The 25237-nt window shown below is 49.1% G+C and carries 23 protein-coding genes; 22 read left to right on the plus strand and 1 reads right to left on the minus strand.

Translation table 11 applies throughout. The annotated features are described in order from the left end of the window. Nucleotides 1-87: 87 nt before the first annotated feature. From NSS79_RS15390 to coaD, 22 genes are all read left to right on the plus strand, one after another. The gene (locus NSS79_RS15390; protein WP_342440010.1) at nucleotides 88-1908 is read left to right on the plus strand and encodes a hypothetical protein; all 1821 of its coding nucleotides are present in this window, start codon (nucleotides 88-90) and stop codon (nucleotides 1906-1908) included. After that, nucleotides 1902-2180 (plus strand): hypothetical protein, encoded by a 279-nt coding sequence (locus NSS79_RS15395; protein WP_342440011.1) that lies wholly within the window; start codon nucleotides 1902-1904, stop codon nucleotides 2178-2180. The genes NSS79_RS15390 and NSS79_RS15395 overlap by 7 nt, the downstream gene beginning before the upstream one ends. Then, entirely contained in the window at nucleotides 2180-2425 is a 246-nt protein-coding gene (locus tag NSS79_RS15400) for a hypothetical protein (RefSeq protein ID WP_342440012.1), read from the plus strand. Before NSS79_RS15395 ends, NSS79_RS15400 begins: the two co-directional genes overlap by 1 nt. Then, nucleotides 2418-4220 (plus strand): hypothetical protein, encoded by a 1803-nt coding sequence (locus NSS79_RS15405; protein ID WP_342440013.1) that lies wholly within the window; start codon nucleotides 2418-2420, stop codon nucleotides 4218-4220. Before NSS79_RS15400 ends, NSS79_RS15405 begins: the two co-directional genes overlap by 8 nt. Before the next feature lie 9 nt (nucleotides 4221-4229). After that, nucleotides 4230-4886, plus strand: a complete 657-nt coding sequence (locus NSS79_RS15410; protein WP_342440014.1) for a head fiber protein — start codon at nucleotides 4230-4232, stop codon at nucleotides 4884-4886. Nucleotides 4887-4979: 93 nt separating this feature from the next. Beyond that, nucleotides 4980-5774 (plus strand): hypothetical protein, encoded by a 795-nt coding sequence (locus tag NSS79_RS15415; protein ID WP_342440015.1) that lies wholly within the window; start codon nucleotides 4980-4982, stop codon nucleotides 5772-5774. A 13-nt stretch (nucleotides 5775-5787) separates the two neighbouring features. Then, the gene (locus NSS79_RS15420; protein WP_342440016.1) at nucleotides 5788-6750 is read left to right on the plus strand and encodes a N4-gp56 family major capsid protein; all 963 of its coding nucleotides are present in this window, start codon (nucleotides 5788-5790) and stop codon (nucleotides 6748-6750) included. 60 nt (nucleotides 6751-6810) lie between these two features. Beyond that, on the plus strand, nucleotides 6811-7161 hold the full coding sequence (locus NSS79_RS15425; protein ID WP_342440017.1) for a hypothetical protein: 351 nt from the start codon (nucleotides 6811-6813) through the stop codon (nucleotides 7159-7161). Nucleotides 7162-7211: 50 nt separating this feature from the next. Continuing rightward, nucleotides 7212-7796 (plus strand): hypothetical protein, encoded by a 585-nt coding sequence (locus NSS79_RS15430; protein WP_342440018.1) that lies wholly within the window; start codon nucleotides 7212-7214, stop codon nucleotides 7794-7796. Next, nucleotides 7793-9967, plus strand: coding sequence for a hypothetical protein (locus tag NSS79_RS15435; RefSeq protein ID WP_342440019.1), 2175 nt, complete (start codon nucleotides 7793-7795; stop codon nucleotides 9965-9967). The genes NSS79_RS15430 and NSS79_RS15435 overlap by 4 nt, the downstream gene beginning before the upstream one ends. Before the next feature lie 57 nt (nucleotides 9968-10024). Next, the gene (locus NSS79_RS15440; RefSeq protein ID WP_342440020.1) at nucleotides 10025-11020 is read left to right on the plus strand and encodes an acyltransferase; all 996 of its coding nucleotides are present in this window, start codon (nucleotides 10025-10027) and stop codon (nucleotides 11018-11020) included. Between the two features lie 12 nt (nucleotides 11021-11032). Then, nucleotides 11033-12424: a hypothetical protein gene (locus NSS79_RS15445; RefSeq protein WP_342440021.1), complete on the plus strand. Its 1392-nt coding sequence runs from the start codon at nucleotides 11033-11035 to the stop codon at nucleotides 12422-12424. Continuing rightward, nucleotides 12424-13179: a hypothetical protein gene (locus NSS79_RS15450; protein WP_342440022.1), complete on the plus strand. Its 756-nt coding sequence runs from the start codon at nucleotides 12424-12426 to the stop codon at nucleotides 13177-13179. The genes NSS79_RS15445 and NSS79_RS15450 overlap by 1 nt, the downstream gene beginning before the upstream one ends. 43 nt (nucleotides 13180-13222) lie before the next feature. Continuing rightward, on the plus strand, nucleotides 13223-13750 hold the full coding sequence (locus NSS79_RS15455) for a hypothetical protein (protein ID WP_342440023.1): 528 nt from the start codon (nucleotides 13223-13225) through the stop codon (nucleotides 13748-13750). Nucleotides 13751-13822: 72 nt separating this feature from the next. Then, nucleotides 13823-15391 (plus strand): hypothetical protein, encoded by a 1569-nt coding sequence (locus NSS79_RS15460; protein WP_342440024.1) that lies wholly within the window; start codon nucleotides 13823-13825, stop codon nucleotides 15389-15391. 398 nt (nucleotides 15392-15789) lie between these two features. Next, entirely contained in the window at nucleotides 15790-20322 is a 4533-nt protein-coding gene (locus tag NSS79_RS15465) for an LPD38 domain-containing protein (RefSeq protein ID WP_342440025.1), read from the plus strand. 112 nt (nucleotides 20323-20434) lie between these two features. Then, on the plus strand, nucleotides 20435-20788 hold the full coding sequence (locus NSS79_RS15470; protein ID WP_342440026.1) for a hypothetical protein: 354 nt from the start codon (nucleotides 20435-20437) through the stop codon (nucleotides 20786-20788). A 2-nt stretch (nucleotides 20789-20790) separates the two neighbouring features. Further along, nucleotides 20791-21468, plus strand: a complete 678-nt coding sequence (locus NSS79_RS15475; RefSeq protein ID WP_342440027.1) for an N-acetylmuramoyl-L-alanine amidase — start codon at nucleotides 20791-20793, stop codon at nucleotides 21466-21468. Between the two features lie 2 nt (nucleotides 21469-21470). Next, on the plus strand, nucleotides 21471-21752 hold the full coding sequence (locus NSS79_RS15480; RefSeq protein ID WP_342440028.1) for a holin: 282 nt from the start codon (nucleotides 21471-21473) through the stop codon (nucleotides 21750-21752). A 135-nt stretch (nucleotides 21753-21887) separates the two neighbouring features. Next, on the plus strand, nucleotides 21888-22286 hold the full coding sequence (locus NSS79_RS15485; RefSeq protein ID WP_342440029.1) for a hypothetical protein: 399 nt from the start codon (nucleotides 21888-21890) through the stop codon (nucleotides 22284-22286). Between the two features lie 520 nt (nucleotides 22287-22806). Further along, complete coding sequence (rsmD, locus tag NSS79_RS15490; protein ID WP_038599635.1) at nucleotides 22807-23415, plus strand: 16S rRNA (guanine(966)-N(2))-methyltransferase RsmD; 609 nt, start codon at nucleotides 22807-22809, stop codon at nucleotides 23413-23415. Beyond that, a complete protein-coding gene (gene coaD / locus NSS79_RS15495; protein ID WP_144024236.1) occupies nucleotides 23399-23917 on the plus strand; it encodes a pantetheine-phosphate adenylyltransferase in 519 nt (172 codons plus the stop codon). Before rsmD ends, coaD begins: the two co-directional genes overlap by 17 nt. Here the strand turns inward: coaD and NSS79_RS15500 are convergent. Beyond that, nucleotides 23889-25118 carry a nucleoside recognition domain-containing protein gene (locus NSS79_RS15500; protein WP_342440030.1) on the minus strand — a complete coding sequence of 410 codons (1230 nt, stop codon included), beginning with the start codon at nucleotides 25116-25118 and terminating at the stop codon, nucleotides 23889-23891. The genes coaD and NSS79_RS15500 overlap by 29 nt on opposite strands. Between the last annotated feature and the right edge of the window lie 119 nt (nucleotides 25119-25237).

Genomic DNA, 25237 nt, shown 5'->3' on the forward strand with positions numbered 1-25237 from the left:
ATGTAGTGTCGGCAAGATATCAGGCCTACCACCTACATACATATGTACCAAATACAATATTTGGTGAACAAGTCTGGAGGCGAGTATATGTTAACCTGTCAGCAGATCATTGCTCGCCGCCGTGAACGGTGGGAAGAGCACCACAGCATTGAACAGGATCGGGAGTTCAGGGAATCCACAGCTCAATACTTGCTCGACAATCCAGCAGCTCGCGCAGAGGTCCGGGAACATCCGGAGTATCTGATCGAGCTGCTGTTTGTCATTGTAGATAAGGATAAGCAGACGGTGCCGTATTTCCTCAATGACGCACAGCGGTTGTTTGGTGACAGGTTGAATAAGGCAGTGAAGGAGTATCAAGAGGGCAGAAGGCTGCACCTTCGCTTCCTGGTTCTGAAAGGGCGGCAGCAGGGTTTCACGAGCTTTATCACAGCCTACCAGTTGGCCTGCACGGTGACCCGGAAAAACTTCGAGGGCTTCACGGCTGCTGACGAGGATAGCAATGCTACTGTTATTTTTGAAAACAAGGCTAAGTACCCGTACAACGCCTTGCCCGACAGCATCAAACCGACCGAGAAGTTCAACAACCGTAAGCAACTCCTTTTTGATAAGCTGCATAGTTCCTGGGAGATTAAGACAGCATCGAAGAACATGGGCCGCTCCCGTACCATCAACTTTTTCCACGGCTCCGAGGTCGCGTTCTGGAAGGACGGCATCAGCGGAGTGCAGGCAGGTCTGGGCGAGGCGCTGACCAAGGATGCCATTCAGATATACGAGTCCACGGCCAACGGCTACAACGAGTACAAGGACCTGTGGGACAGCAAAAGCTGGGAGAATTGCTTCTTCGAGTGGTGGCTGACAGCCGAGTACCGAATGAACTTCGAGAGCGCCGAGCGAGAATCCTGGTTCCGTGCGCAGGTCGCTGCGGGGTCAGGCGAACGTGCTCCGTGGATCTGGGAGCGGTGTTACTGGCTGCTGAACACTATCGGCCTGGATACCGCTCAGGTCTATTGGTACTACGTCAAGTGGGACGGCTATATCGACAAGGAAAAGATCAAGCAGGAGTATCCGTGTTCCCCACATGAGGCGTTCCTGGCGTCCGGGCGCTGCGTGTTCGATCAGGAGAAACTGGTAATGCGAATTGAATATCTCAAGCGCGTATACAAAGAGCTGCAGCCTAGACGGGGCTCTTTTCGTTTTAAGTGGGCCAATGCCGAGACACAGGACCGTATCCTGGACGAATCCATTGAGTGGGTAGACCAGAAGGACGGCTTCATCTCACTGTACGAGGATACACGGCTAGGATATCCCTACGTGATCGGCGGCGATACCAAGGGCGAGGGCAAGGACAAGTACGCGGCTACCGTCATCAACAATGCCACCGGCAAGCGCTGTGCCACGCTGCATATGGAACTCAGCAACAGTAAGCCCTTCACCTGGCAGATGTACTGTATGGGCCGATACTTCAACACGGCGCTGATCGGAGTGGAGATGAACTTCAACACTGCACCGATCGAGGAACTGGAGCGCTTGAAGTATCCGAAGCAGTACGTCCGGCAGAAGTACGATTCGATGGGCAAGCCTACGGAAAAGAAATTCGGCTGGAAGACAGACGGCAATACACGTCCGCTCATCATCGATAAGGAAATCGACCTGATCGAGAACAACATTCAGCTGTTCCAGGACATCACCTTCCTGCAGGAGTGCCTGACATTCGTGTATGACGATAAAAGCAGACCGGATGCTGAGTCAGGTAAGCATGACGACGTGCTGATCAGTGACATGATCGCCAATGAGATCCGGCAGCAGCAGAGTTTCATCGTGACCGCGCCGGTGATCGAGTCCAAGCCGCTGCCGTTCCCGTTTCAGAGTGATAACGACAATGATGAAGGAGGCTATATGACATGGTGAGGACAGCAGTAAAGTCTTACAGCGAGAATCAAAAGGTCAAGGGGATACTGGCGGATATGTCTGCTGTGGAAGTACAGCTTATGACCCGGTTATGCCAGATCAAGGCGCAAGGTGATCTGGAGATGCTAGGACTTTCCGATGAGTTAGACAACTTGTTCTGGAGATTTGAGCAGCGGTATCGCGGCGTAGTCAACGGTAAGCAAGTGCATGCTCCCATAGACTTTGACGGGGCTGAGCCGTATGTCCTTGTTGCCTGGAAGTTGGTGCCCTAATGAGTGAGCATCCAATCTGGATCATAGGTAATCTGCTCCAACTGCCTAACCTGGAGGACGACACAGTCAAGGACGTGAACCAAGCGCTGCGGGCACTAGTTGCTCCTTATATCCGCGCCAAGCCGCCAGACGAACAGCAGAGTGGCATGGATCCGTTCACCCAGACGCAGCAGGCCGTAATGGATCTTCTGGGGCCAGGCGTATTTGAAGAGTGGACAGAAGGCAAGGTGAAGACAGATGGCTGAGGAACAGAGACAGCTGGGAGAGGAAACGCAGATCCAGAAGCAATATAAGGAGGGTGTGAATTACCTTCGACGCATGGGCTTCCTGGATGCTTGGCCGATGTACGAGCGTTTTAAGGCTGGCGACCAGTGGCCACCGGTGACCGAACGGACGAAGATGCTGCCGCGTCCGGTGTTCAACATCATGGAGTACATCCAGAACCACAAGGTCAGCTCCGTGATGAATGAGAACGTCAAGATGCTGTTCAGTCCGCAGGAGTTCCTGGCTGATACTGATCTGCAGCAGATGGATCCGCAGCTTGCTCAACAGGCTATGCTTGCCCAGGAGGCAGGAGAGAAGTTTACTCGCTATTCTGATACAACCTGGGAGTTGATCGAGCAGGACGAGATTAACGAGGAAGTACTGGAGTCCGGAAGTAACTGCGGTACAGGCATCGCCCACTATTATTGGGACACCAGCAGCAAAGGCGGGATTAAGCGGCCCTGGATCGGCGATATGGCTGGGGAGATGCTGGACCCGATCAATGTGTTTTTCGGAAACCCGCAGCAGCGAAAAGTGCAGCGGCAGCCACACATTATCGTCAGCAGCCGTGAGGATCTGGCTGAAGTAAAGCGAATGGCGAAAGACGCTAAGCTCAGTAAAGAACAGATCGAGCTGATCAAGGCTGACAGCGATGTGCAGGATGAGGGCTATGATCGGGCTAAGGTTGAGGTGACCGGATCGGAGAAGGTCACAGTGCTAACGAAGTATCAGCGTAAAGACGGCATGATCTGGCTGTCTCGTGAAGCTTCTGGTCAAATGATCAAGCCGGAGAATAACACCGGCATGCGGAAGTATCCAATTGCGGTGTTTCAGTGGAAGCGCCGGAAGAAGTCAATCCATGGCGGTTCGGATTCAGAGGGGATCATCCCCAATCAGAAGGCGATCAATAACCTGATGGCAATGCAGCTCCTGTCTGTGCAGCTGACCGGGTGGCCGAAGGTGGTCTATAACCCAAATTACATCAATGCCAACGCTCTCAACAATGACCCTTCACAGCCGATTAGCGACACATCGCCTCCAGGACAGTCGACGCTTCGGTATCTGACTCCAGGCAGCGTCTCCAGCCTGGCGAATGGGCTGGTGGAAGCGTTCATGGATTACACTAAACAGTTGTCGAGTGCCCAGGATGCGGCCACAGGCGATATGCAGAAAGGGGATCTGAATGCCACGGCCATTATGCTGCTCCAAAAGGCAGCAGGCGTGCCGATCGAGTCTATCAAGAAACGGTTCTATCGGTTTATCAAGGACGTCGGCGAGATATGGGAGGAGTTCTGGAAAGTGAAGTACAACACTGCCAGACAGATCACGCTTAAGGACGATGACGGCCAGGAGTATTCTGAGGAATTCACGGGCAGTAATTATGCTGATATCGGGCTGAACCTGAAGATCAACGTAGGTCCCGCTTCCACTTACAGTGAAGAGCTGATGATGGCGAGCTTGGATAAGCTGTTCGACAGTCAAAATATTGATCTGGAGGACTACTTGGAGTATGCTCCGCAGAATGTCATTCCGTTCAAGGACCGGTTATTGAAGAAGGTCCGGGAGCGTAAGGAACAACAGGCTTTAGTGGAACAGCAGATGCAGTCGATGCAGCAGCAAATGCCACAGCCTGACCCAGCAGCAGAGCAAGAGGCTCAGCTCCAGCAGCAATTGGCCCTTAAGCAGGCCGATCATCAGAACAAGTTGGAAGTAGAGCAGTTAAAAGCGAATACACAGCTGCAGCAGGCCGCGATCAAACAGCCAGCGCAGCGATAGGAGGATGTCATGCCAAACGTAACCGCAGAGCCCGTAAGACAGTCCAACGGTGATTTGATTACGTCATTTGTCGATACCGTGGGAAAAGGTACTGTAACCTGGGCATATACAGAGCCGCAGGACCATATTCGTGTATGCAACAAAGGAGCTGAAGCAATCGAAGTCACCGTCAATTCAGAGGCATCTGTCCTTGAAGTTGGTGACAAGCTGGAGAAGGATGCCGCCGTGTCCTCATTTTCGGCCAAAACGGTTAATGCGGACAGTGAGTGGACCAATCAAATAAGCGTGGTGTCAGTAATTGACGCGCCTGCACCGGAAGCTGGTTCTGTGCCTTGGAGCGGAGTGACCGATAAGCCAGCTAATTTTCCGACAAATGCCGCTAGTATCACCGACGCCTCAACGGTTGGCCGGAATGTACTGAAGGCTGCTGACCCTGCAGCAGCAAGGACTGCTATGGGTGCAGGCACCTCAAGTCTTACACTTGGAACGACCAGCGCGACGGCAAAGGCTGGAGACTACACTCCACCTAACGCGGGAGCTGCTGTGCGTGGTATCGTCTTGCAGGCAGCGACACAAGCTAACAGCGCCGCTATAGACGTGGCAGGGCTGGTTGCTGACCATAACGCGCTGCTCGCCAAGCTCAAAGCTGCCGGCATCATGGCATAAAACTTAATCATTTTTAGCGGGTCATGGGTGAGAATCCTTTGGCCTATTTTCTATTCCACAGCGCCAACCATAGCGCGAAAGGGGATTTAAGCAATGTCCACATTACCTGAAGGTGCCAACCAGAGCGCCGCTCCAGAAGAAGTCATTACAGAACCAACAAATACGGCCGTTGCCTCCCCTGCTACCACACAGGAAACGCAAGCGCCGCAGGGTATCCCGGTCAAGTACAACAAAGAAGACCGTGTAATCCCATATGAAGAAGCCCCGACATGGATTCAGAAGGGGATGAATTACGACAAGCTGCAGGAGAGATCTACGCAGTTGGAGGCCCAGGCGAAGAACCTGGAACGAGTAGCTAAGGCATACGGCTTCCATGATGTTGACTCTTATATGACTGCTCTGGATCAATATGAGCGACAGCAGGAGATCGAGCAAGAGGCTCGTAGGCTAGGAGTAGAGCCGGACGTAGTGGCCCGATTCCGTGAAGAGCTAAATCCGCTCAAAGAAAAGCTGACAGAATATGAGACCCAAATGCAGACAGTCCGGGAACAGGAAGCTACCTTGCGTATTGAGCAGGAACTAATCGGCCTTCGTAGCCGCTACCCGGATTTTGATCAATACAAGGATCGCGCATTTGAGTTGGCGATTGAGTCCGGCTATAAGCTGGAGGACGCCTACAAGCTCGCATCCTATGAAGACAAGATGGCGAATACTGCCAAACAGACTGAAGCAGAGACAATCCGGAAGCTGCAGAACAACGCCAATTCTACACCTGGTGCGCTTGGTGCAGAGGGTGCGGAACACAAGACCGGCTTCGCTTCGCTTAGCCGAGAGGACCAGCGCAAGATGATTGCTGAGGTCAAAGCCGGTACAAGGAAAACACTATGAGGGGATGATTTAAATGGGTACAAACGTACAGTCTTATAACAATACAGCAGGAACAAATCAGCTTTCAGCGGAAAATGCAACATTCTATCAGACGGCCATGCTGGAACGTCTGCTGCCGGAATTGGTTTATGTGAAATACGGAGAACCAAAGAACATTCCTAAGCGTCACGGTGCTACTGCACAATGGCGGCGATTGAACAGCTTGGCCGTGTCCACCACAGCCGTTACTGAAGGCGTGACTCCCGATGGTGTCGACCTGGTGATTACTGCCGTGACAGCCACAGTGCAGATGTACGGTAACTGGACAAAGATTTCTGACTTCTTGGACCTGACTGGACTGGACCCGCTGCTGACCGAGACATCGGAGCTGATGGGGGAGAATGCTGGCGAGTCTATCGACACCATTGTTCGGGATATCATCTATGCAGGTACTAACGTCCAATACGCTAACAGTAAGGCTTCCCGTGTGACGGTGGCGGCTACGGATAAAATCACAGCACTGGAAATACTCAAGGCTCGCCGGACCCTGAAGCGCAACAAGGTCAAACAGATCAATATCCCTGGACGCGGCAGGGGATGGCTTGCATTCATTCATACCGATGTTGCCTTGGATCTGATGCAGACTGACGAGTGGAAGAAGGCCAATGTCGAGAACGGCACGAAGAACTTCGAGGACGGCATTATCGGCAAGCTGTATGGCATCTATTTTGTGGAAGTTGACAACGGTGTAAAGTATGCCGGAGCCGGTGCAGCTTCTGCTGACGTGTACGCAACCCTGTTTGTAGGCCGCGGCGCTTATGGTGTGCCTGATATCGAAGGCAGCTCTAAACCGGATATCATCGTTAAGGGCGCAGGTTCTGCAGGTACAGCAGATCCGTTGGAACAGTTCAACACGGTGGCGTGGAAAGCAATTCTTGCCGCGTTGCGGATTAATGAACTTTGCTTGGTCCGCTTAGAATCGGCGGCATCGGTCTAATATTCATAATCAAACCAGGAGGGGCTGAGGCCCTTCCTTCATCATAAGGAGGACAATACCATGAGTGAAACAGACGAACAGGTACAAAAGGAAGAACAGGCTGCGCAGAACGAGAAGGACCTGGCGGCATCTGAAAAAGCAGGAGAACGGCAGGTCGCTCGGCAAGAGAGCGCACTGATGAAGCAGCTTGCCAAAATGAAGAAGGTTAAGATTACCATTCCCGATGATCCGCTCAATCCAGATGACGTGGTGCCTGTCGGCTGGAATGGTATCATCTATGCGATTCCGCGTGGACAGGAATTCGAGGTTCCTGAAGTCATCTATGATATCTGGAAGGAAAGCTATACGAAGACGCAGGCGGTCAATAAGCGTGTTCGTGAGAATGCTAACAGGGAAATTAAGATTCTGTAAATGTGAGGGCTCCGGTGATGGGGCCTTCTTTCTTATGAGGAGGTGACCCGATGAATGTGCAGGAGATTCTGGGCGAGATCGATGAGAAGTATCCGCACGGACTGAGCAATTCAAGCCTGATTCGGAAAATTAACCTGGTGCAAAATGAGGTTTTCCGGCTGACATTTAAAAATCCAATGCTGTCTATTTTCAGCCTTATCAAAGGTGTTCACGTATACCAAGTCCCGTTTCCGCGCACCAATCTGCTGCGAGCAGTAGTTGGCGGTCACGATTACAGCTATCAGAACATTTACCACAAGTCGAATCATCCGTACTATTACTGGATTGGGAATCAGGTTTTAGCAATCAACCCAACGCCGAAAGACGACGTAGCGGACGGGCTGGCATTGTTCCATTATAAATACCCGATTCAGGTGACAGAGGATGATCTGGATGCGGTACCCGAGTTGGACGAGGATTTTCATATGCTTCTGGTATACGGTGTGTTAGTCCAGATCTGTGAGGTGTTTCAGGACACAGCTATGGTCAATAACTACACAGGCAAGTATAACGCACTCCTAGAAGAGTTGCAGAAAATATATGACAAAATGATTGATAGTCCACAGATTCAAAATGTTTGGGGGTTATGGGGATGAGTTCAAGTGAAGATATTGTGCGGCAGTTCTCGGGGCAAATCCCCGGTATGTCCACAGGGCAAAATTCCGTTGCTAAGACTTATGTAGATGGCGAACTAGCAATCCGTGATGCTGATATATCAGATGTAGCAAGCTCAGCAGCTGTAGCTCTTCATACAGCAAATACAGGTGTCAGTGCAGCAGGTGCAGCTCAGACCAGTGCGAACATTGCCGCAGGACTGGCTCAAGCAGCTCAGCAATCTGTCGACATTGCACAAACTCGGATAAATAACATCCTCGCTCATAACGGAGACGGGATGAAGGACACAGAGTTAATAGATGCTCGCCAGCCAGAGACGGGTGATGCTTTCCCGGCATTGGGTCCGCGGCTGAATAATTTTGATGCGCAGTTGGCGGATATTGTATACAATGTAACATCATTCGGAGCCGTTCCCGGAGAATCGGATTCAACACAGAAAATTCAGGACGCAATTGATTTTATTTCTATCCACTCACCTGGATCAAAACTTTTATTTCCTAATAATACTGTGTTTACGCTTCAAACGAAAAATGCTGCTGGAACATTCTTGGAATGGAAACCAGGTGTTAATTTCGTTGGGGGAGGCACTATTAAAGTCGGGTCCGGTGTTGGTGATTATCGCGCGGTGTTTGAACAGTCCGGTGATTTGCAGAATGTAAGTATGCGAGATATTACAATTGATGCTAATACACCTTTTAATCCACTTACTGCTGCGCCAACTGGAAACAGTAAAATCAGAACTGAAATATTCTTACGTGCAGGTAAAAACATTACTATTGACAACATCAAAGTATTGAATTCTGTGGGAATATGGTCAATCATCACAAATGAAGTTGAAGCAATGGAAATTACAAATTGTAAACTTGTGAATATGGGTAATACAAATTTCCATTATGATACTTCTGCGATTTATGTTGCAGGTAAAAACTCCCGGATTATTGGAAATCGGATTAATGCAGCAGGTAAGGGTGTAACAACCGCTATTGAAGTACATGCATCAAACAAGATAATTGCAGATAATTTCATTGATGGTTATCGTATCGGAATTATTAATGCTGCTGTTGATGAGACTGTTGACGACTCGCAGAATAATCAGATCATTGGTAATACTATTACTAATGTAATGACAGGAATATCTCTTTGGGCAATCAGCGGAATGATCAAAAACATTCACATTGAGCGAAATACCATGTTGATTAATAACCTCTACTTTGACGCTTACGGCGCGGAAGGAATTGTGTTAGTCGATGATTCGATGTTTGGTATTGATGGAATGTATGTGGATAGAAACGTCATTCGGTTTAACACTACGATGCTGTTCAATCCTGTTAACGCGCCTCGTAATGCTGGTATCGGATTATTTACAACGAACATTAAGAATTTGTTCGTGACAAAAAACATTATTGAAAATTCGTTACAGTCTTCAATTTCTATAGCGCTTTCTGGTACACTTTCTAATTCCTATATTTCAGACAATATCATTCTTAACACAGGCTTATCTTCGACTAGTTTTTACAGAATGGGAGTTGTTTTATCAAACATCACCTATTATCAAGATGTTTTTATTGAAAATAACATTATTCGAGATGAAAGAAGCACAAAACATTTACAATATGGTGTTGTGTGCTTAACTACTTCTCCTACTACTGATAATTCAAGATATGGTCTTTATATTAAGGACAATCTTATCAGTGGTGCAAGTGATAGTTCGTATAGTTTTGCTAATGCGCCTTATGTTAAGGCAATTATTAACGGATGGAGTCGCGGTTCTGGTATTGCGAATGCTGCATATTTATCGGAGATTTTTGACAGCGACAATGGATATATTTATACTCAAAAAATGGTTGGTGCTGGTGGAGAATGGAAACTACGTGCAGAATTATCTCAAAATAATAAGCCAACAACATTACCATTTACAGCAGCTTATGGTGATGTTATAAGAAATAAAAATATTAATCTTGGCGCTCCACTAGAATGGATATTTGTTGGTGACTGGATTGTAAGCACTTGGCAAGGTTATGGTGTAGGAGCTGTTACTCCGGTAGGTACCGTTGTTCCTTATGCAGAGGGTGAAGAATACCTGGATTATGTGAATAAGAAGTGGTATAAGGCTGTAGGTGTTACAAATGCTGATTGGGCGGTATTGAATTAATGTATTTACTGGTATCTTTATCTCCCCTATAATACTAAATTATGGGGGAGGGTATTTATGAAAAATATACAAGAATTGTCGCCAATTAATGAAAAGAGTTATATTTATGCTTTGAAAGTATTTGCTCTCTTTAGTATTGTATCAGCTCATTGTTGGACTATTGCAACAAAAACAAACCAAATCAACAATGTGTTTTCATCAATATTAAGTCAAATAGGAAGTATAGGTGTTGGGATTTTTTTCATTTTGTCTGGCTATTTGTTTTTCAAAAACAAAAGATCATTTAGTGCCTTTTTTCTAAATAAGATTAAAACAGTGATGATACCTTGGATATTAGTTGGAACAACTGTTTATTTTTATGTTTTCTTTAGAAAAGAAGGAGTAGAGTTAAACAGTTGGATTAATTTTCTATTAGGTAATGGAAGTTACTTGTATTATTTAACATTATTAATCGTATTTTATTTAATGTTTTTTTATACTTCGAAAAACAAGGTAATTATTTATAGTACATTTTTTATATCGATATTAAGTATTGTCTATACTTCTTTAGGTGGATTTGGGGCTATAAATCCATACATGAACCCGCTAAATTTTATGTGTTATTTTAGTTTTGGTCTGGTGATTGCCAATAAAGATGTATTACTAAAAATAGCCCATGGGTGTGCTAAGTATAAATTCGTGTTACTTTCTATCTATTCAATTTTAATACTATTAGTAGGAATACTAGGTATTACTTCAGGATATTGGGGGCATGCAACTTTAGTAGTGCAACCAATTGCTATTTCTATGATTTTTGGGTTTGCTACAATGAGATTTGTATATGACGAAAGAATAATCAACTTGGGAATGGAATCTTTTGCTATATATCTACTCCATACACCTATAGCTGGAATAATAACGTTCATATTTAATCACTATGATTTGTGGATTTTTACATTGTTGAGACCCTTCATAGTTATTGGTATCACTTTCACCTTTATTTACATTTATAAAACTATAGGGAGTAAGCTTAAAATTGAATTATTCACAAATAAATTATTAGGTATAAGATAGTGGAGGTGCATCATGCAGGGGTGGACAGCATCACCAAACAAGACCAGGCCGGTGACCGTCACACTGGCAGACGGCCTTAATCAAGCGGCGGAGCCAATTGAGATCGGAGACGGCCAGGCCGTTAGTGTCCTCAACCTGGACTCCGCGCTGTACCCAACTCTCCAGACACGTGAGGGATTCAAGCTGATCAGCCAGCACACCGGCTACATTAACCGCCTGTTTCGGTTCAAGCTAGAATGGTATTGTGGCAATCAGCGCGGCTTATACAGGCTTACAGGCGGTATATGGTCGACCGTCTATGAGTATGGTAATGATGACAATAACCGGCTGTGGGATGTAGCCATGTTTTTTGATGCAGGCAAACTATATTTCCTTGACGGCAGCCTACAACTACGACAGTGGGATGGTACGACACTGACGACTTTGGGATCAGCCCCAGCAGCCAGCTCCTTCCTCACGACACACGCAAACCGGTTCTATCTGGCTAATCGTAATGACAACCTGCTCAGTTTCTCCGGACTGCGGGATGCCGCAGATTGGACCAGTACAGACAAGTTCACCGGTACAGGCAAGATTACGGTGGAAACTTCAGACGGCGAGCTACCTACCGGGCTGACGATGTTTAGTAATCACGTCATATTGTTCAAGCGGTACACTTTACATGAGTTGTTTGGTGAGGATTCCACGAACTTCAATATGACGGATCCTTTCCCGGTTGGGTGTATATCGGACCGGTCAGTTACACAGTCCAGGACGGCACTTTATTGGCTCGGGCCTGATGGTGTTTATGAGTATCAAGGTGGATCTACTCCGGTACGTATCAGCGAACCAATCAAGGATTATATTGCTTCAATTAACCAGGCAAACGCCCGTCACTGCTGCTCCGGCACAGATGGGCGTTTTTTATATGTCTCTTTGGTAACAGGCGATGCACAGCTACCCACTGTAACGCTCAAATATGACATTGCAGGGCGGCGCTGGTGGCCTGTTAGCTTTGTGGCGACAGCGTATTACTTGGATGGGCAGACGCTTTATATGGGCACGGCAGATGGCCGTATCCTACAAGCTGGCGGCGTGTCGGATGCTGGAACTGCGATTAGTTGGAGCATTGAGCCGAAGCCGTGGAGCGATGGTGCAGAGATCAGTAGAGCGGCGCTTCATAAGTTCTGGCTGATCGCGGATATTGAAGTCGGGGCAACGCTCAATGTGGCTTACGCTCCAGGTACGGAGGGCGGCGACTGGACCACAGTACGGACAATTACGAACGGGGACGGCGTGATTCGGTCATATAAAATACCGATTGTAGTCCGGACGCCGGAGACCTGGTTCCGGCCTAAGCTGTTTGGCACGGGTCAGGTGAAGATTCACCGGATCATTCGGGAAGTTACAAGGAGGGAAGCTTAATGGCTAATGTACAGCTGCCGAATATTAATACGGCAGAGACGGACATCAAGGTATTGGTCCCGCAACTCCTTAATGCATATGCCAAGATGACCAAGGAGCTGACTTTCCTTCTGAACAACCTAGACACCCGAAACCTGAATTATGTGGATGGGGATCTGCTGGTTGAGGGTACAGTGACAGCCGCGAAGCTGATTGTTGATGAGCTGTCGGCAATCAGTGCGAACCTGGGTTACATCACTGCCGGTATTATTGAATCGATTGAGATTTACGGCTCCTATATGTCCACCAGGCGAAACGGGTATCCGAAAGCTGAGTTTAATGATAGCGGGGATCTGGTTGCCGTTTGGACAGATGAATTCAATTATGTAACCATTGAGCCAGGGATCACCGAAGAGCCGACGATGACCTTCAGGAAGGCTGGAGCTGTCTCATTGGTTTTAGGTCCTGCATTTGGACTGACTGCACTGCTTGCTAATGTGAGTTTACTAGTAGGTACTCAAAATGGAAGTTTGACTCTTAAGTGTGGAGATGGCATTTTAGATAAAGTAATCGTACCAACTTGGAGCAAATTTGCTAATTCTGATACAGGACAGTCATTGGATGCCGCACTTAATGAAAAAGCTACATTAGGTGCATCAACTGAACCAGCAGGCGGGGCGAATGCAGGGATTCCTATTGGTACGAAACTAACTGTGGACGGCGGAGGATATGTTGTGTGGAATGGCGTACCTTCTCATACACATATGCAAACGTAAATGCTATAATATGACAAAATAGTAGTTACGGGGAGTGATAGATATGAAGAAGGCAGTAGCTGGATTTATTGCGGGCATAGTATTTATGATTGGGGCTCAAGCTTTTGGAGATTCTATTTCAAAAATAGGCAAGAAGATCCAAACTGAACTTAGTGTTACGGTTGACGGAAAGAAATTGAATGCGCCTGCCATAGCAGTGGATGGTACAAGTTATGCGCCTGTCCGTGCTATCGGTGAGGCTACCGGATATGATGTTTCTGTTTCCGGGAAATCAATAGCTTTAAAAAAGGAGAGTGCTAATGTGACTTCGACAAATGAAACGACTCAGCCTGCGGCTTCTGCACCGGTACCTACGCCAAATGAAAACACCTCACAAGCTACAATAAATAAACTAGTAGCTTTAAATGGAAAAATCGCCTCAAAGGCTGCTGATATCGGCTTTACTGAAGCTCAACTCAAGGACGATCCAAACAACGCTGATCTAAAAGCAAAGCTGGAGAAATACAAAGCCGAGTATGCTGATCTATTGGCTCAGAAGGCCGCGCTTGAACAGGAAGAATTGAACAAGTAACATAGCATGTAACCGATAAGGGCTCTTCATTGTGGAGGGCTCTTTTTTATGCAAAGAAAGGAGGCTGACCCTATGGCTACAGGCTCAACGGGCACGTATGGCGGGGCAGATTACAATACCGCTGACGCAGCCACGAAGAAGAAGTTGGTTCAAACACAGATGAAACTCGGCACGGATCCAGCGTTCAAACAGAGCGAAACCACCCGAGCGCTGGAAGCATACAGAGCCCGGCAAGCCGCGGGGCTTGATACATCCGCTCAATCGAAATACCTGACCTCAAATCTTGGATACGCTGGTGCGCTTCCGACCGCTACGGCTGCTTCTGCTTCACCAGTAACAACGGCACCAGTGAGCGCACAAGCAGCAGTTAGAACGACAACTGATCAGAGCAGTGAACTGATGGATCTCATGAAGGCGTATGCCACTAAACAGGCAACGCCTTTTTCTTATGATGTAAAAAGTGATCCGGCTTATCAAGCTGCGCTTCAGCGGGCGCAGGCTGGCATTCAAACGGGTAACGCTCAAGTGCAGGCAGAAAACAACCGGAGGGGCATTCTGAACAGCACCATTACTACAGATCGTGGCTCTGAAATTGCGGCGGAAAAAATGGGTGAGGTGGAAACCACAGTCGTGCCGCAGCTTATGCAACAAGCCTATCAGCGATATGCGGACCAGCAGAACCAGGAGCAGCAGCAATTCGCGAATCTCGGCAGCTTGTCCCAGATGTACACCAACGAGGATCAGCGGGGCATCGACAATACAAATACACGGGCAGGCTTAACGGGGAACCTGCCGGGAGACGAACAGGCTCAGCAGCTATACTCCCAGCTCCTGACGCTCAAACAGCAAGCAGAGTCTTCCGGTGTCACTGCTGCTGAGCGCACAAAACTGAGTAATCAGGCAAATGGAATCCGGGCAACGCTCTCTTCCATGGGCGTCGATGTCAGTAAGCTTGGGGCCAACTCTAATTACAGCGCAGCCAGTCAGGTGACTCCCGCGGTCCGTACATTGCAAGGCCAACAGCTTGATCAACAGGCGGAACAGCAGCAGTGGGATAACCGGTTCAATTACGGCCAGGCTATTGGACGGTTTAGCAATGGTCAAAAGACACTTCAGGCGCAGCAGATGGATAGCGCAAATAACCAGTATTCTGAACAGTTTGCTTATCAGAAAGCGCGCGACGCGATCACAGACCAGCGCTGGCAAACGGAATTTGACGAGAATGTACGTCAGTATGGTCTCGGGTATGGGCTGCAGCAGCTCTCACAGTCCAGCGATGATGCGTATCGTCAGGCACAGATTGCTCTCTCGCAGGACGACAATTCCCGTGCCTGGGCTCAACTGGATTATGAACAGTCCCAGCCAGCGGCATCTAAGTATGTCGGCATGACAGCCAACCAGGTGCTGGATAACATCAAGTCGTTATACACAGAGCCTGTATATGAGGCAGATCCCGACGACCCGAGTGCTCGGACAAAGACAGGCGAGCAATTGACAAAGGATCCTGCGAAACGAACAGAAATGTTTGAATCTGTAGTAGATGCTGGTCTGAGTGATTCGGAAACCAAGCAGATTCTGCTGTCATTAGGCTATACGTCCAAAGACATTGATGCCCGCATTAAGCAATACTCGGGAAACTGAGTAGCCCCACAGCTTCGGCTAGTGGGGCTTACAACAATTACTACAAAGCTTCGGCGGACGCAAAATCTAATCCGAAAAATTATGCGATTGCATCATCGGCTATATCTCAATCCTTAAAAGCAGCAGGTAAACCAGCAGAATGGCAGAAACCCCTTGAAGAATTGGTGGCACGGGAGAGCAGCTTTAATCCTAACGCAAAAAATCCTAAATCTACGGCTGCTGGGTTATATCAGTTCTTGAATGGCACTCGTAAAAATTATGGTGGAAACAGCGTAGACTGGTCTGATCCAAACCAGCAAGCCAGAAAAGGACTTCAATATGTAATAGATCGTTATGGGGATCCTTACAAAGCCCTTCAATTTTGGGACAAAAATAAGTGGTACTAAGGAGTGGGCGGAATGTCAACGTTTGACGCGGTTCGTAATCGAAAGCGTGGAGAAGAGGCTAAAAAGAGAGTGCTGGAGCGGACATATTCCACAGCTCCAGATGCCGGTAGTTCTATTTCGGACAGCCTATTCACTGCTGTACGTAACCGGAGCTTCGTTGAGCCTGTGGAGGATCCAGCCGTGACCGCCGCAAAATCTAGACTCTTGCAGAACACTCTCTCAAGCGTAGGTGTCGGTCCGCAGGTGCAAGGATTCAAGCTGCCAGAAGTGAAGCCTATTGACTTCAAAGCAGAGCAAGCTCAGCAGAAACAGCTTGCTCCTTTTGAAGGCAAACTTCCCGCTCCTTCAGCGCTTCAGTTTCCACAGTCGACAATTCAGGATGCTATGAAGGATAAGGTCCCAGCTGCTTCCTTGATACAACAGACAGGGCGCGGCACAGTGCCAAAGACGCAGTATGAAATTAACAAGGAAAAGATCGAGAGTGCGCCACCAGTTATCAAGCAGTACGCCCAAGCTATGAACTTTTTGACGGAGGGTAATCCACTGGGCGTTGCCCTGGGTAATGCCTTCTCAGGCAACAGTGGGGCGACTCAGCGGGACAGCTCTGGCAACAAGACCGTTGATAAAATTGCGGATTTGGTGAATGACTTCGTCACTCCGCTACTCACGCCTACAGGTGCGCCTGTCGGGATGGGCCCGAATGTTGGTACGTATGAGGTGGCTGGCAAAGCAATGTCGAGCAAGACCGGTCAAGCTGCAGTTAACAAGGTCGCTCAAGGCATCAGCAAGATTGCTCCGAAGGTCAAACCAGATACCGCGCAAATTATCGCAAGACAGGGATTGACAGAGACCGTGGCAGGGCCGCTGCAAGGTGTTGCTGCGGGGTTAGCTAACCAACAGGACAGTAACGAGCAGATCAAGATGAATGCCTTGACCGGGCTTGCTGGGGGCGCTGTACTTGGCTTCGGTGGTGCGTCTATCGGTGCGGGCCTTCGAAGTCTGTTCCGGAGTAATGGTATTCCAGAGAGTGAAGCAGCTGAACTACTAGCGCTGCCTGAAGGTCGTGGCACGGTTAGACAATCAGCTGCAGCGGGTCGATCCGCGATTCCAGCGGGTACCGATCCGATTGTTAATCCGTATGCGTTAGAGCTTCCAGAGGCAACTGCAGGTACGCGGGCAGCTGCGGACAATGCCCTTAATGGTCGTTCTGGACTTCGGGAGATTGACCAGGCTGTCCATGAGTTGAATACACGTTATGAACAAGCCGTCATCGATGAATATAAGATCCTGAAGGAACAGCGAGATAACCGTGGCGGGATTCAGCAAGGATCCCTTCAGAGAGATGCTACTGGAGAAGTGATTGGCAGGTCAGGCAGACAATCCAATAATCCGCGATGGTATCAAGAGTTTTATGCCGCTAACGGCAAGCAGCCTGCAAACAAGGATCTTTATGAATTGGCCCGTGATCGGGTGGACAATGGGTTTATGGATGAGGTGGGGCAAGTGCCATCCTGGCGGTCGCAAACTGGGTATGACGAGCAGCTAGCAGGGTATCAGCAGGCAAGGGCTACACTGACCGGTAGTATCCGGGAGATTGATCCGGTGCTTCGGGTTACAGATTCGCCGCTTGTGAGCAAGGAGCTTAAGGATATGCGCCGTACAGGGTCGCAGCAAGTCCGAAAGCCTATCGGTGAGTCTGTAGCTCCAGCTAAATCACTGGAGGCAGAGCTAACGGCGCGAGAGCAGCAGATCAATACCAAGCCGCTCAGCGAGTGGACACAAGAAGATATCGATTATTTAATGGAGAGATCCAAGGAGACGCCTGCTCAGGATCCGGTTACCCCGGAGACAAAGCCCCTGTCTATCGGTGAGCCAATCCTACGTCCTGGACAATTCGATGAGCAGTCAGGGCTGGGTATCGCGGCAGGCCAGCGGGCAAAGCCATATGATTCACTCAAGACAGAGACACGTTCGCAGCTGGTGACCCGGCAGCAGAAAGACCCAGTGTCTATAAAAGGGACCAGTGACCGGGCATATACGGCACTGGTGGATGACCTCCATCCGCTCAATCAGCAAGATAAGATCCTGGAAGATTTGATGGAGGAACCGCTGAAAGCATCTGAACGGGTGCATACGCTGGGCCTGGCATCCCGTGGAGCTGATGTTATTTCCAAACGGATAATCACTGACGGCCTGGTTGATTCAAGTGGACAGGTGGTAGGGGACTCGCTGAAAAGCATCCTGAAACCGCTAAACACTTTAATGAAGAAGAACAAGCACATCTATGTGGACTTCGAGGACTATCTGATTAATAAGCATGCCTTGACTCGGGCAGAGCGCGGCGAAATGGTGTTCCGTGATGATCTGGCCTGGACACCTGATTACGGGACTCAGAAGGTAGCTGAGTATGAAGCCATGTTTCCAGAATTCAAGGAAGCGGCAGAGAAATTCTACACCTTCAACCAGCAAATGGTGCAGTCTTGGCTGGTAGACACCGGCATCATTACGCAGGACACCGCACAGGCTTGGATCGACAAAAATCCGTTCTACGTTCCGAATAAGCGCCAGTTCACCAAGCTTGAAAAAACAGGGAAGGGCTATGGCGGCGATAAGCAAGGCTTCGCGAACCAGTCCAATCCAGTCAAAGGTTATCAAAAAGGAGGCTCCCAGCGAAAGATTATCAGTCCGATCGAGGCGACCATCGAGAACGTGGATGCTTACGTAAAGGCAGCCAAGCGTAACCAGGTCATGCAGCAGTACGTGAAAAATATCGAAGTGGATCCGGCAGCGTTTCGGGATTGGGCTGAGATCGTGAAGCAGCCGGAGAAGCCTGTCGATGTCCGTAAGTTGCTTTTAACCGACGATATGGATACAGACGGTATCGATAATCTGCTTGCTCGCTTCAGCGACGACTTTGACGCCGCCATGCAGCGCACGAAGCTGGACAAGGACAATATTGTCCGGACTATGGTAGATGGCGAACCGGTTCATGTGCTAATTAAGGATAAGCAGCTACTGTCCGCTCTGACAGCACTTGGACCTGAGTCCGCGGGTTGGATGCTCAATCTGGTGGGTAAGGTGACCAACAACATGAAACTGTTGACCACCGGCAGCAATCCAGTATTTTCACTGACCCGTAACCTGTTCCGGGACATCCCGCAGGCTTACATTGCATCGACCACCAGAGATAATCCTATCGGGTTTATTTCTGATCTGGTCAGTGCAGCAATTGATATAGGCGGACAAAGAGGTGCTTACAAGCAGTTTCTGAATGCTGGGGGCGGACACGCTTCATCTATTGCAGCTGACCGGAACCTCTTGGCACAGAGCAAACGAGCTGTGCTACCCGGGATGAATGCACCGGTAAGAAGGAATTTGGGTCGGGCAAAGGATCTATATGAAAATATCTTGAACGCCGTGGAAATTGCCCCCCGGCTTGCCGAGTTTAAGCGAGCATATGAACAGACAGGCGATCTGCAGGCAGCTCTTGCGGCCGCTCAGGATGTGACGGTGAACTTTAAACGGCGCGGGGCGCTTGCCCGTGAGATCGATAAGGTGTTCCCGTACTTCAACGCAGCTGCTCAGGGTTTGGATAAGACGTTCCGAACCTATAAGGATAATCCGGCCAAGGCGCTTACCAAGTCGATCCTGGCTATTTCGATTCCGACTCTGGTGCTCTATGCGATTAACCGTGATGACCCAGCATACAAGCGCTTGAGCCGGAAGCAGAAAGATGCCTTCTTGATGATCCCTAAGGGAGGCGGTACATTTTTTAAAGTTGCCAAGCCACAGGAGCAGGGGACCATTTTCAGCGATATTCCGGAACGCCTGATGCGGCTCTTTGCCGAAGAGGATCCGGCAGCGTTTCGGGATTTCGCAGACCGGCTTCGCACTACATTCACGCCACCTGGAGTTCAGGGTGCGTTGAAGAAAGGCGGGGCCACTGATAAACTGCTGGGTGCTGCCGGTGATACAATTTTTGGGCCTATCGCAGATCTCGCAGCAAACAAGAACTTCAGCGGATCGGCTATCGTTCCGGGGTATTTGGATAATCTGTCACCAGAGCTTCAGTACGATGCGAAGACGACGATTCCGGCCAAGAAAATCGGCGATCTAACCGGTACATCTCCAAAGCAACTGGATTACCTTGCCCGGCAGTACACTGGCTTTCTTGGACAGTTTGGACAGCCTCTGCTTTCACCTGGGGGCGACGTAGGAAGTGCACTCAGTCAGCAGGTTACGGCTGATCCGGTGTTCACGAATGACCTGTCAACAGAGTTCTATCATTATAAGGATAGGCTGGATCAAGCCAATAATGATAGCGATCTCCGCGAGCTGCCTGACTGGTATTCTGATAGCCTGCGCAAAAAGTTGGCGAAGATCAGCAAGCAGATGTCAGCGATCCGTACAGACATGCGTGAGATACAAGATGACAAGTCCCTGAGTAACAATTCTAAGCGCGATGAGCTTCGCAAGCTGCAGCAGTCTATCAACGACATGGCAGAGCGAGGTAAAGATTTGGCCCGAGACAAAGTTCCATACTAATTGAGGCGCACTCTTCCTGGGTGCGTCTTTTATATACCAATAGATGAGGCAGAGAGGGGTCTTACCAATGGGAGATGGGGGAGCAGAACAACAAGGAGGGACTGATGATGTAATGCCATTACAGCGTCTGGAGGAAGTGGAACGTAGTTTGACTAACTTGTCGGGCGAATTTGCTAGGTTAGCGGCAGAGAATGTGACCTATAGTAATAAGTTGTTGTTCCTGGAAGAGAACGACCACAGGCATGACGAGAACATTAAGCACATTAAAGAATCCACGATCAAGATGGAGATTCAATTCAGTGCCATTATGGGCAAGTTCGACAGTCTGGAGAACAAGATATTTTCGTTGCTACAGCAAGCCAATAAAGACAGCGGATCCGAACGTAAAATGTGGCTTGATTTTGTCAAATACATCATCGGCATCACCATTGGTGTGATCGTCGCAAACCAATTCTTAGGGAGGTAGTTATGAATTATCGAATAGATCACATACCCGTTAACACACCGAATAAGCGCCGTTCAGGGCTGATCATGCTGGCAAGGACAATAACTATCCACAACACAGGCAACCCGTCCAGCAACGCCGCAGGGGAGCGCGCTTGGCTGACCAATCCAAGCAATGAGCGACAAGCCTCATTCCACATCGTCGTGGATGAGCGGGAGGCTGTGGAATGTATTCCGCTAAACGAGAACGCTTGGCACGCTGGAGACGGAAGTAAAGCGACATCCGGCAATCGGACATCCATCGGCATTGAGATCTGCGAGAGTGGCGATTATGCTAAGACGCTGGACAATGCTGCGGAGCTGGTAGCCTCGATGCTTAAAGCCAGAGGCTGGGGTGTGGACCAACTGCGGCGGCATTATGACTGGTCCGGTAAGATTTGCCCAAGGCTGATGTACGATGGTGGTAAATGGACCGGCTGGACAGAGTTTAAAGCACTGGTCCGAACCAAATTACAGGAGGATGAAGACGTGATGATAGATAAGGCAAAGGTAGTCATCAACGGCAAACCGTTTATTGGTGGGGTGGTGATTAAGGGTACGACCTACATTCCACTACGGGCAGCTGCTGAGGTATTCGAGGCGACAGTCGGCTGGGATGGAGTAACGAAGACTTCGACACTTACAACCAAGGAGGAAAAATAACTATGGAAACGAATGAAGTTTTGAACAACGTCTTGGCCTTTGCGACACTGATTTCGGTGTTCGTCCTGGCAGTGGTGCAGCTAGTGAAAACTATGGTGAACGTGCCGAAGAACCTGCTGCCCTTCATTGGCCTGGTCATAGGGTTGCTGGTTGGTGCTGCAGCCTATCCGTTTACGGACCTAGACCTCACGCTGCGGCTGTGGGGTGGCGGTTTGGCAGGCTTGTCGGCAACGGGTCTGTTTGAACTGGTGTTCAAAGATCGGCCGGGATCATCGAAAGAGTAGACAACCATCACTGGAACTGATAATATAAATTTACCAAATCCGGAAGCACCGGTAAGCCTCTGCCAAAACAGGGGCTTTTTTCTTGTGGATAAAAGAACATGTGTTCGCATATACTGGAGCCAGGAGGCGATAGTTATGAGGGTGAACACTGACGGGAAAATGCTCACGAATGATGAGAGGGAAATGGTTCGGGACTTAATACTGCTCCCTTACATAGATACGATGGTTGCCAAAAGCCTGAAGGAAATCGAACGATCGGGTAATGTACTCAGCAGATCATATATAATAGCCGGTCGCTATATCCAAAAACGGATTATTCAGGAGGTCTACCATCTGCGGCAAGAACTTAAACGCCGAAACATCAAAGTGATTGAGGATACTCAGGATGATTTCATTACTTACAATACAATCCACTTTCGCGGATATCAAGAGCGTTTTGGCATGACTCGTGATGTAATGCGTACCGAGATCAGCTTAAGGCTCACTCGATACACAGCTGATCTCGGTGATGTATTAAAAGAGCAGATGATATGAGCAAAGCCCCTGTCAGCCATTACGGCCAACAGGGGCTTTATTATTGACCGAAAGGTGGCGTAGTATCGGCTTCTGGTATAGAAGAAAACAGTATGATACAAAATGCCACCTCATTACAGAGAGATTAATGATTTGCCACCTTTTTTGCCACCTTTCATTATTTTTTAGGGTAGCACTTATCGTATTTATTGAATAAAATCGCGTAGATATAGGGTCTATAGAACAAAAATCGAGGCCCTATTTCTAGGGCCTCTTTCATGGGAGAGGAGAAACCGGACGAAGAGCTTATGGGGAAACGTAAGCCTGCTCCGCGGTTGTCTACGACATTTTGTGATGTCGATAGTTACATGATGTCCCGGTTGCTCCAGTCTTATACCTGTGGACGTTAAAAAAATCTGCTGGCCTCAATGTGACAACGGTAGACAATCTTTTTATTTCAATAGACAATTGTGGTACTATAGGCTTGGACTTGTGCCTTAATCGGCATAATAAACAGAGACATAGAGCAGGTGAATAATTGGTGAGAGTTGTATCGGGAAGTGCAAAGGGGAGGCCCCTGAAGAGTGTTCCGGGCAGCGGAACGCGGCCTACAACCGACAAGGTAAAAGAAGCGGTGTTCAGTATGATCGGTCCTTATTTTGAGGGCGGGGCAGCGCTTGATTTGTTTGCAGGTACTGGCGGTCTTGGCATTGAAGCCTTGAGCAGAGGGATGGACAGTGCGGTATTTGTGGATATGGAGCAGAAAAGCATCGACACGGTGCGTGCGAATCTGAAGGCAGCTAAGCTGGAAGCGCAAGCTGAGGTTTACCGCAATGATGCCGGCAGAGCCCTTAGCGCGCTGGAGAAGCGGGGACGTTCGTTTGATCTTGTGTTCCTGGACCCGCCGTACAGGCTGAAGCATGGTGATGAGCTGATGATGGCGATGGCGCAAAAAGGTCTGCTCAGATCAGATGCGGTCATCGTGCTGGAGCATGAATCAGGTTATGCCTATCCGGAGGATATTCCGGGGTTCTATAGAACCAGACAGGCCGTATACGGCGAGACGACAATTTCAATCTATCAGTATGAATCCGCTCTCCGTGAAGAGGCTGTGAGTGGTAAGGAGGGTAATGATGAGTCTGCAAATTAGAAAAGAACGTGTTGCCATTTATCCCGGGAGCTTTGATCCGGTTACGATGGGACATATGGATATTATCCGGCGTGCAGCCAAACAATTCGACAGACTGATTGTTACCGTGCTTAACAACCTAAGCAAGAATCCGATGTTTTCGGTAGAAGAGCGTACGGAGCTGCTGCGGCAGGCCACTGCGGATATTCCGAATGTGGAGGTTGACAGTTTCCGCGATCTGCTGGTTAATTATCTTCGCCAAAAGGATGCCCAAGTCATTGTCCGCGGGATCCGCACGGTCACTGACTTTGAATATGAATTGCAGAACGCATCCATTAATCATAATTTGGACCCTGAAGCGGAAACGATCTTTATGATGACCAATCCGAAATATTCCTACCTTAGCTCAAGTGTGGTCAAGGAAATCGCCCACTTTGGCGGGAATGTGTCGGATTTTGTGACCCCTGAGGTAGAACAGGCAATGAAGCTTAAATTCAGCCGTTTAGACGGCGGAGCCAAGTAACAGCAGATACAACGGCAGACAGAGCGATGATCATCATCAGCAGCAGCGATTGCAGGCCCAGCAGCTGGGGGACTACGTTCCATACGTTCAATGCTCCCAGTGTTGCGGTCGATTCGGCAACCTCGGGAACCGCCGCCGCCGGCAGTACGGTTTCACGGAGATTCATCAGCGGGTTCCATAATAATAGGGTAAAAGCAAAGGCAAATACTCCATGCAGCAAGCGGACGGCGGCATAAGGCAGGAAAGAGATTTTCGCCCTTTTTAGCAAGGTAAGTGCTTGGAGCTGGCCGCAAATTCCGCTCCAGCCGAGAGCAGCTGATAGCAGGGCCAGGCCTGTGATCCCCATGGAACTAAAGGCGTGAGGTGCTGTCAGTTCTGAGGTCAGTGCATTTGCTCCGAGATGAATCTCCAGAAAACTTGCCGCCAAAGCAGGAGGCAGCTGTGGTACTAGAGAAGTAGCAATATTTATAACAACAGCGAACATAATCATGTAGCCGCCGATAACCATCAGGCTTTGAACGGCAGTTGAGACGGATTCGCCGAGCAGCTTGCCGAATCCGCGGCCATCTCTTGCCCGGGCTTCTGATACAGCCTGATGAATCCGTCTGGGCAATGAAGCCGTTTTGCGCTGTGATGGAACTACCACCGGAGCTCCGGTTTTCGGCCGACCTGTGAGCAGGGTCGCGGTTACGCCTGCGGCAAGTCCCGAAATCCAGTGGATGGCCAGCAGGTTATATCCGGCGGCAGGACTGTGCAGAAAAGCAACGCCGACTACAATGAGCAGCGTAACCGGACTGGCGAAGTGGGCGATGGAAGCCAGGCGTCCGGCCTCCTTGTCCGTAATGCTGCCCTGCTTATGCAGCAATTGCACACCGCCTGCACCAGCCGGGAAACCGGCGGTCATTCCTAGTGCGAGTGTCCAGCCTCCGGCCCCCGGAAGGCGGAAAATCCTGGTCATCAACGGCTCCAGCAGTACTCCGAGTCCATGCACGAATCCCGTGGCTGTGAGCATTTCTGATAACATCAGAAAGGGCAGAAGCGCCGGGAAGACAAGTGTCCACCAGAGCTTCAGACCCTGAAGGGAAGCCTGGAATGAGGACTCCGGCGATAAGATAATCGCAATGGCGAGCACAATGGCAACGGCCCCGGACAGAAAGGGAACCGAGGCTGAAGTGAACCGGCGTATTTTAAAGTTATTCATTATGAGCATCACCTCTTCATAACTTAGGACATGGGCTGAGACTGTTATCAATTTATGCAGGGCAGACAACCATCATGCCACAGCGTAGAGGATACAGCTCCGAAGTTTATTTGGAGACA

Source organism: Paenibacillus sp. FSL L8-0436, from assembly GCF_038593025.1.
Taxonomy (GTDB): domain Bacteria; phylum Bacillota; class Bacilli; order Paenibacillales; family Paenibacillaceae; genus Paenibacillus_AQ.

Excerpts from the sequence above, each read along its gene's own strand:
- NSS79_RS15390 (WP_342440010.1), top strand. The coding sequence starts at position 88 with ATGTTAACCTGTCAGCAGATCATTGCTCGCCGCCGTGAACGGTGGGAA.
- NSS79_RS15395 (WP_342440011.1), top strand. The coding sequence starts at position 1,902 with ATGGTGAGGACAGCAGTAAAGTCTTACAGCGAGAATCAAAAGGTCAAG.
- NSS79_RS15400 (WP_342440012.1), top strand. The coding sequence starts at position 2,180 with ATGAGTGAGCATCCAATCTGGATCATAGGTAATCTGCTCCAACTGCCT.
- NSS79_RS15405 (WP_342440013.1), top strand. The coding sequence starts at position 2,418 with ATGGCTGAGGAACAGAGACAGCTGGGAGAGGAAACGCAGATCCAGAAG.
- NSS79_RS15410 (WP_342440014.1), top strand. The coding sequence starts at position 4,230 with ATGCCAAACGTAACCGCAGAGCCCGTAAGACAGTCCAACGGTGATTTG.
- NSS79_RS15415 (WP_342440015.1), top strand. The coding sequence starts at position 4,980 with ATGTCCACATTACCTGAAGGTGCCAACCAGAGCGCCGCTCCAGAAGAA.
- NSS79_RS15420 (WP_342440016.1), top strand. The coding sequence starts at position 5,788 with ATGGGTACAAACGTACAGTCTTATAACAATACAGCAGGAACAAATCAG.
- NSS79_RS15425 (WP_342440017.1), top strand. The coding sequence starts at position 6,811 with ATGAGTGAAACAGACGAACAGGTACAAAAGGAAGAACAGGCTGCGCAG.
- NSS79_RS15430 (WP_342440018.1), top strand. The coding sequence starts at position 7,212 with ATGAATGTGCAGGAGATTCTGGGCGAGATCGATGAGAAGTATCCGCAC.
- NSS79_RS15435 (WP_342440019.1), top strand. The coding sequence starts at position 7,793 with ATGAGTTCAAGTGAAGATATTGTGCGGCAGTTCTCGGGGCAAATCCCC.
- NSS79_RS15440 (WP_342440020.1), top strand. The coding sequence starts at position 10,025 with ATGAAAAATATACAAGAATTGTCGCCAATTAATGAAAAGAGTTATATT.
- NSS79_RS15445 (WP_342440021.1), top strand. The coding sequence starts at position 11,033 with ATGCAGGGGTGGACAGCATCACCAAACAAGACCAGGCCGGTGACCGTC.
- NSS79_RS15450 (WP_342440022.1), top strand. The coding sequence starts at position 12,424 with ATGGCTAATGTACAGCTGCCGAATATTAATACGGCAGAGACGGACATC.
- NSS79_RS15455 (WP_342440023.1), top strand. The coding sequence starts at position 13,223 with ATGAAGAAGGCAGTAGCTGGATTTATTGCGGGCATAGTATTTATGATT.
- NSS79_RS15460 (WP_342440024.1), top strand. The coding sequence starts at position 13,823 with ATGGCTACAGGCTCAACGGGCACGTATGGCGGGGCAGATTACAATACC.
- NSS79_RS15465 (WP_342440025.1), top strand. The coding sequence starts at position 15,790 with ATGTCAACGTTTGACGCGGTTCGTAATCGAAAGCGTGGAGAAGAGGCT.
- NSS79_RS15470 (WP_342440026.1), top strand. The coding sequence starts at position 20,435 with ATGCCATTACAGCGTCTGGAGGAAGTGGAACGTAGTTTGACTAACTTG.
- NSS79_RS15475 (WP_342440027.1), top strand. The coding sequence starts at position 20,791 with ATGAATTATCGAATAGATCACATACCCGTTAACACACCGAATAAGCGC.
- NSS79_RS15480 (WP_342440028.1), top strand. The coding sequence starts at position 21,471 with ATGGAAACGAATGAAGTTTTGAACAACGTCTTGGCCTTTGCGACACTG.
- NSS79_RS15485 (WP_342440029.1), top strand. The coding sequence starts at position 21,888 with ATGAGGGTGAACACTGACGGGAAAATGCTCACGAATGATGAGAGGGAA.
- coaD (WP_144024236.1), top strand. The coding sequence starts at position 23,399 with ATGAGTCTGCAAATTAGAAAAGAACGTGTTGCCATTTATCCCGGGAGC.
- NSS79_RS15500 (WP_342440030.1), bottom strand. The coding sequence starts at position 25,118 with ATGAATAACTTTAAAATACGCCGGTTCACTTCAGCCTCGGTTCCCTTT.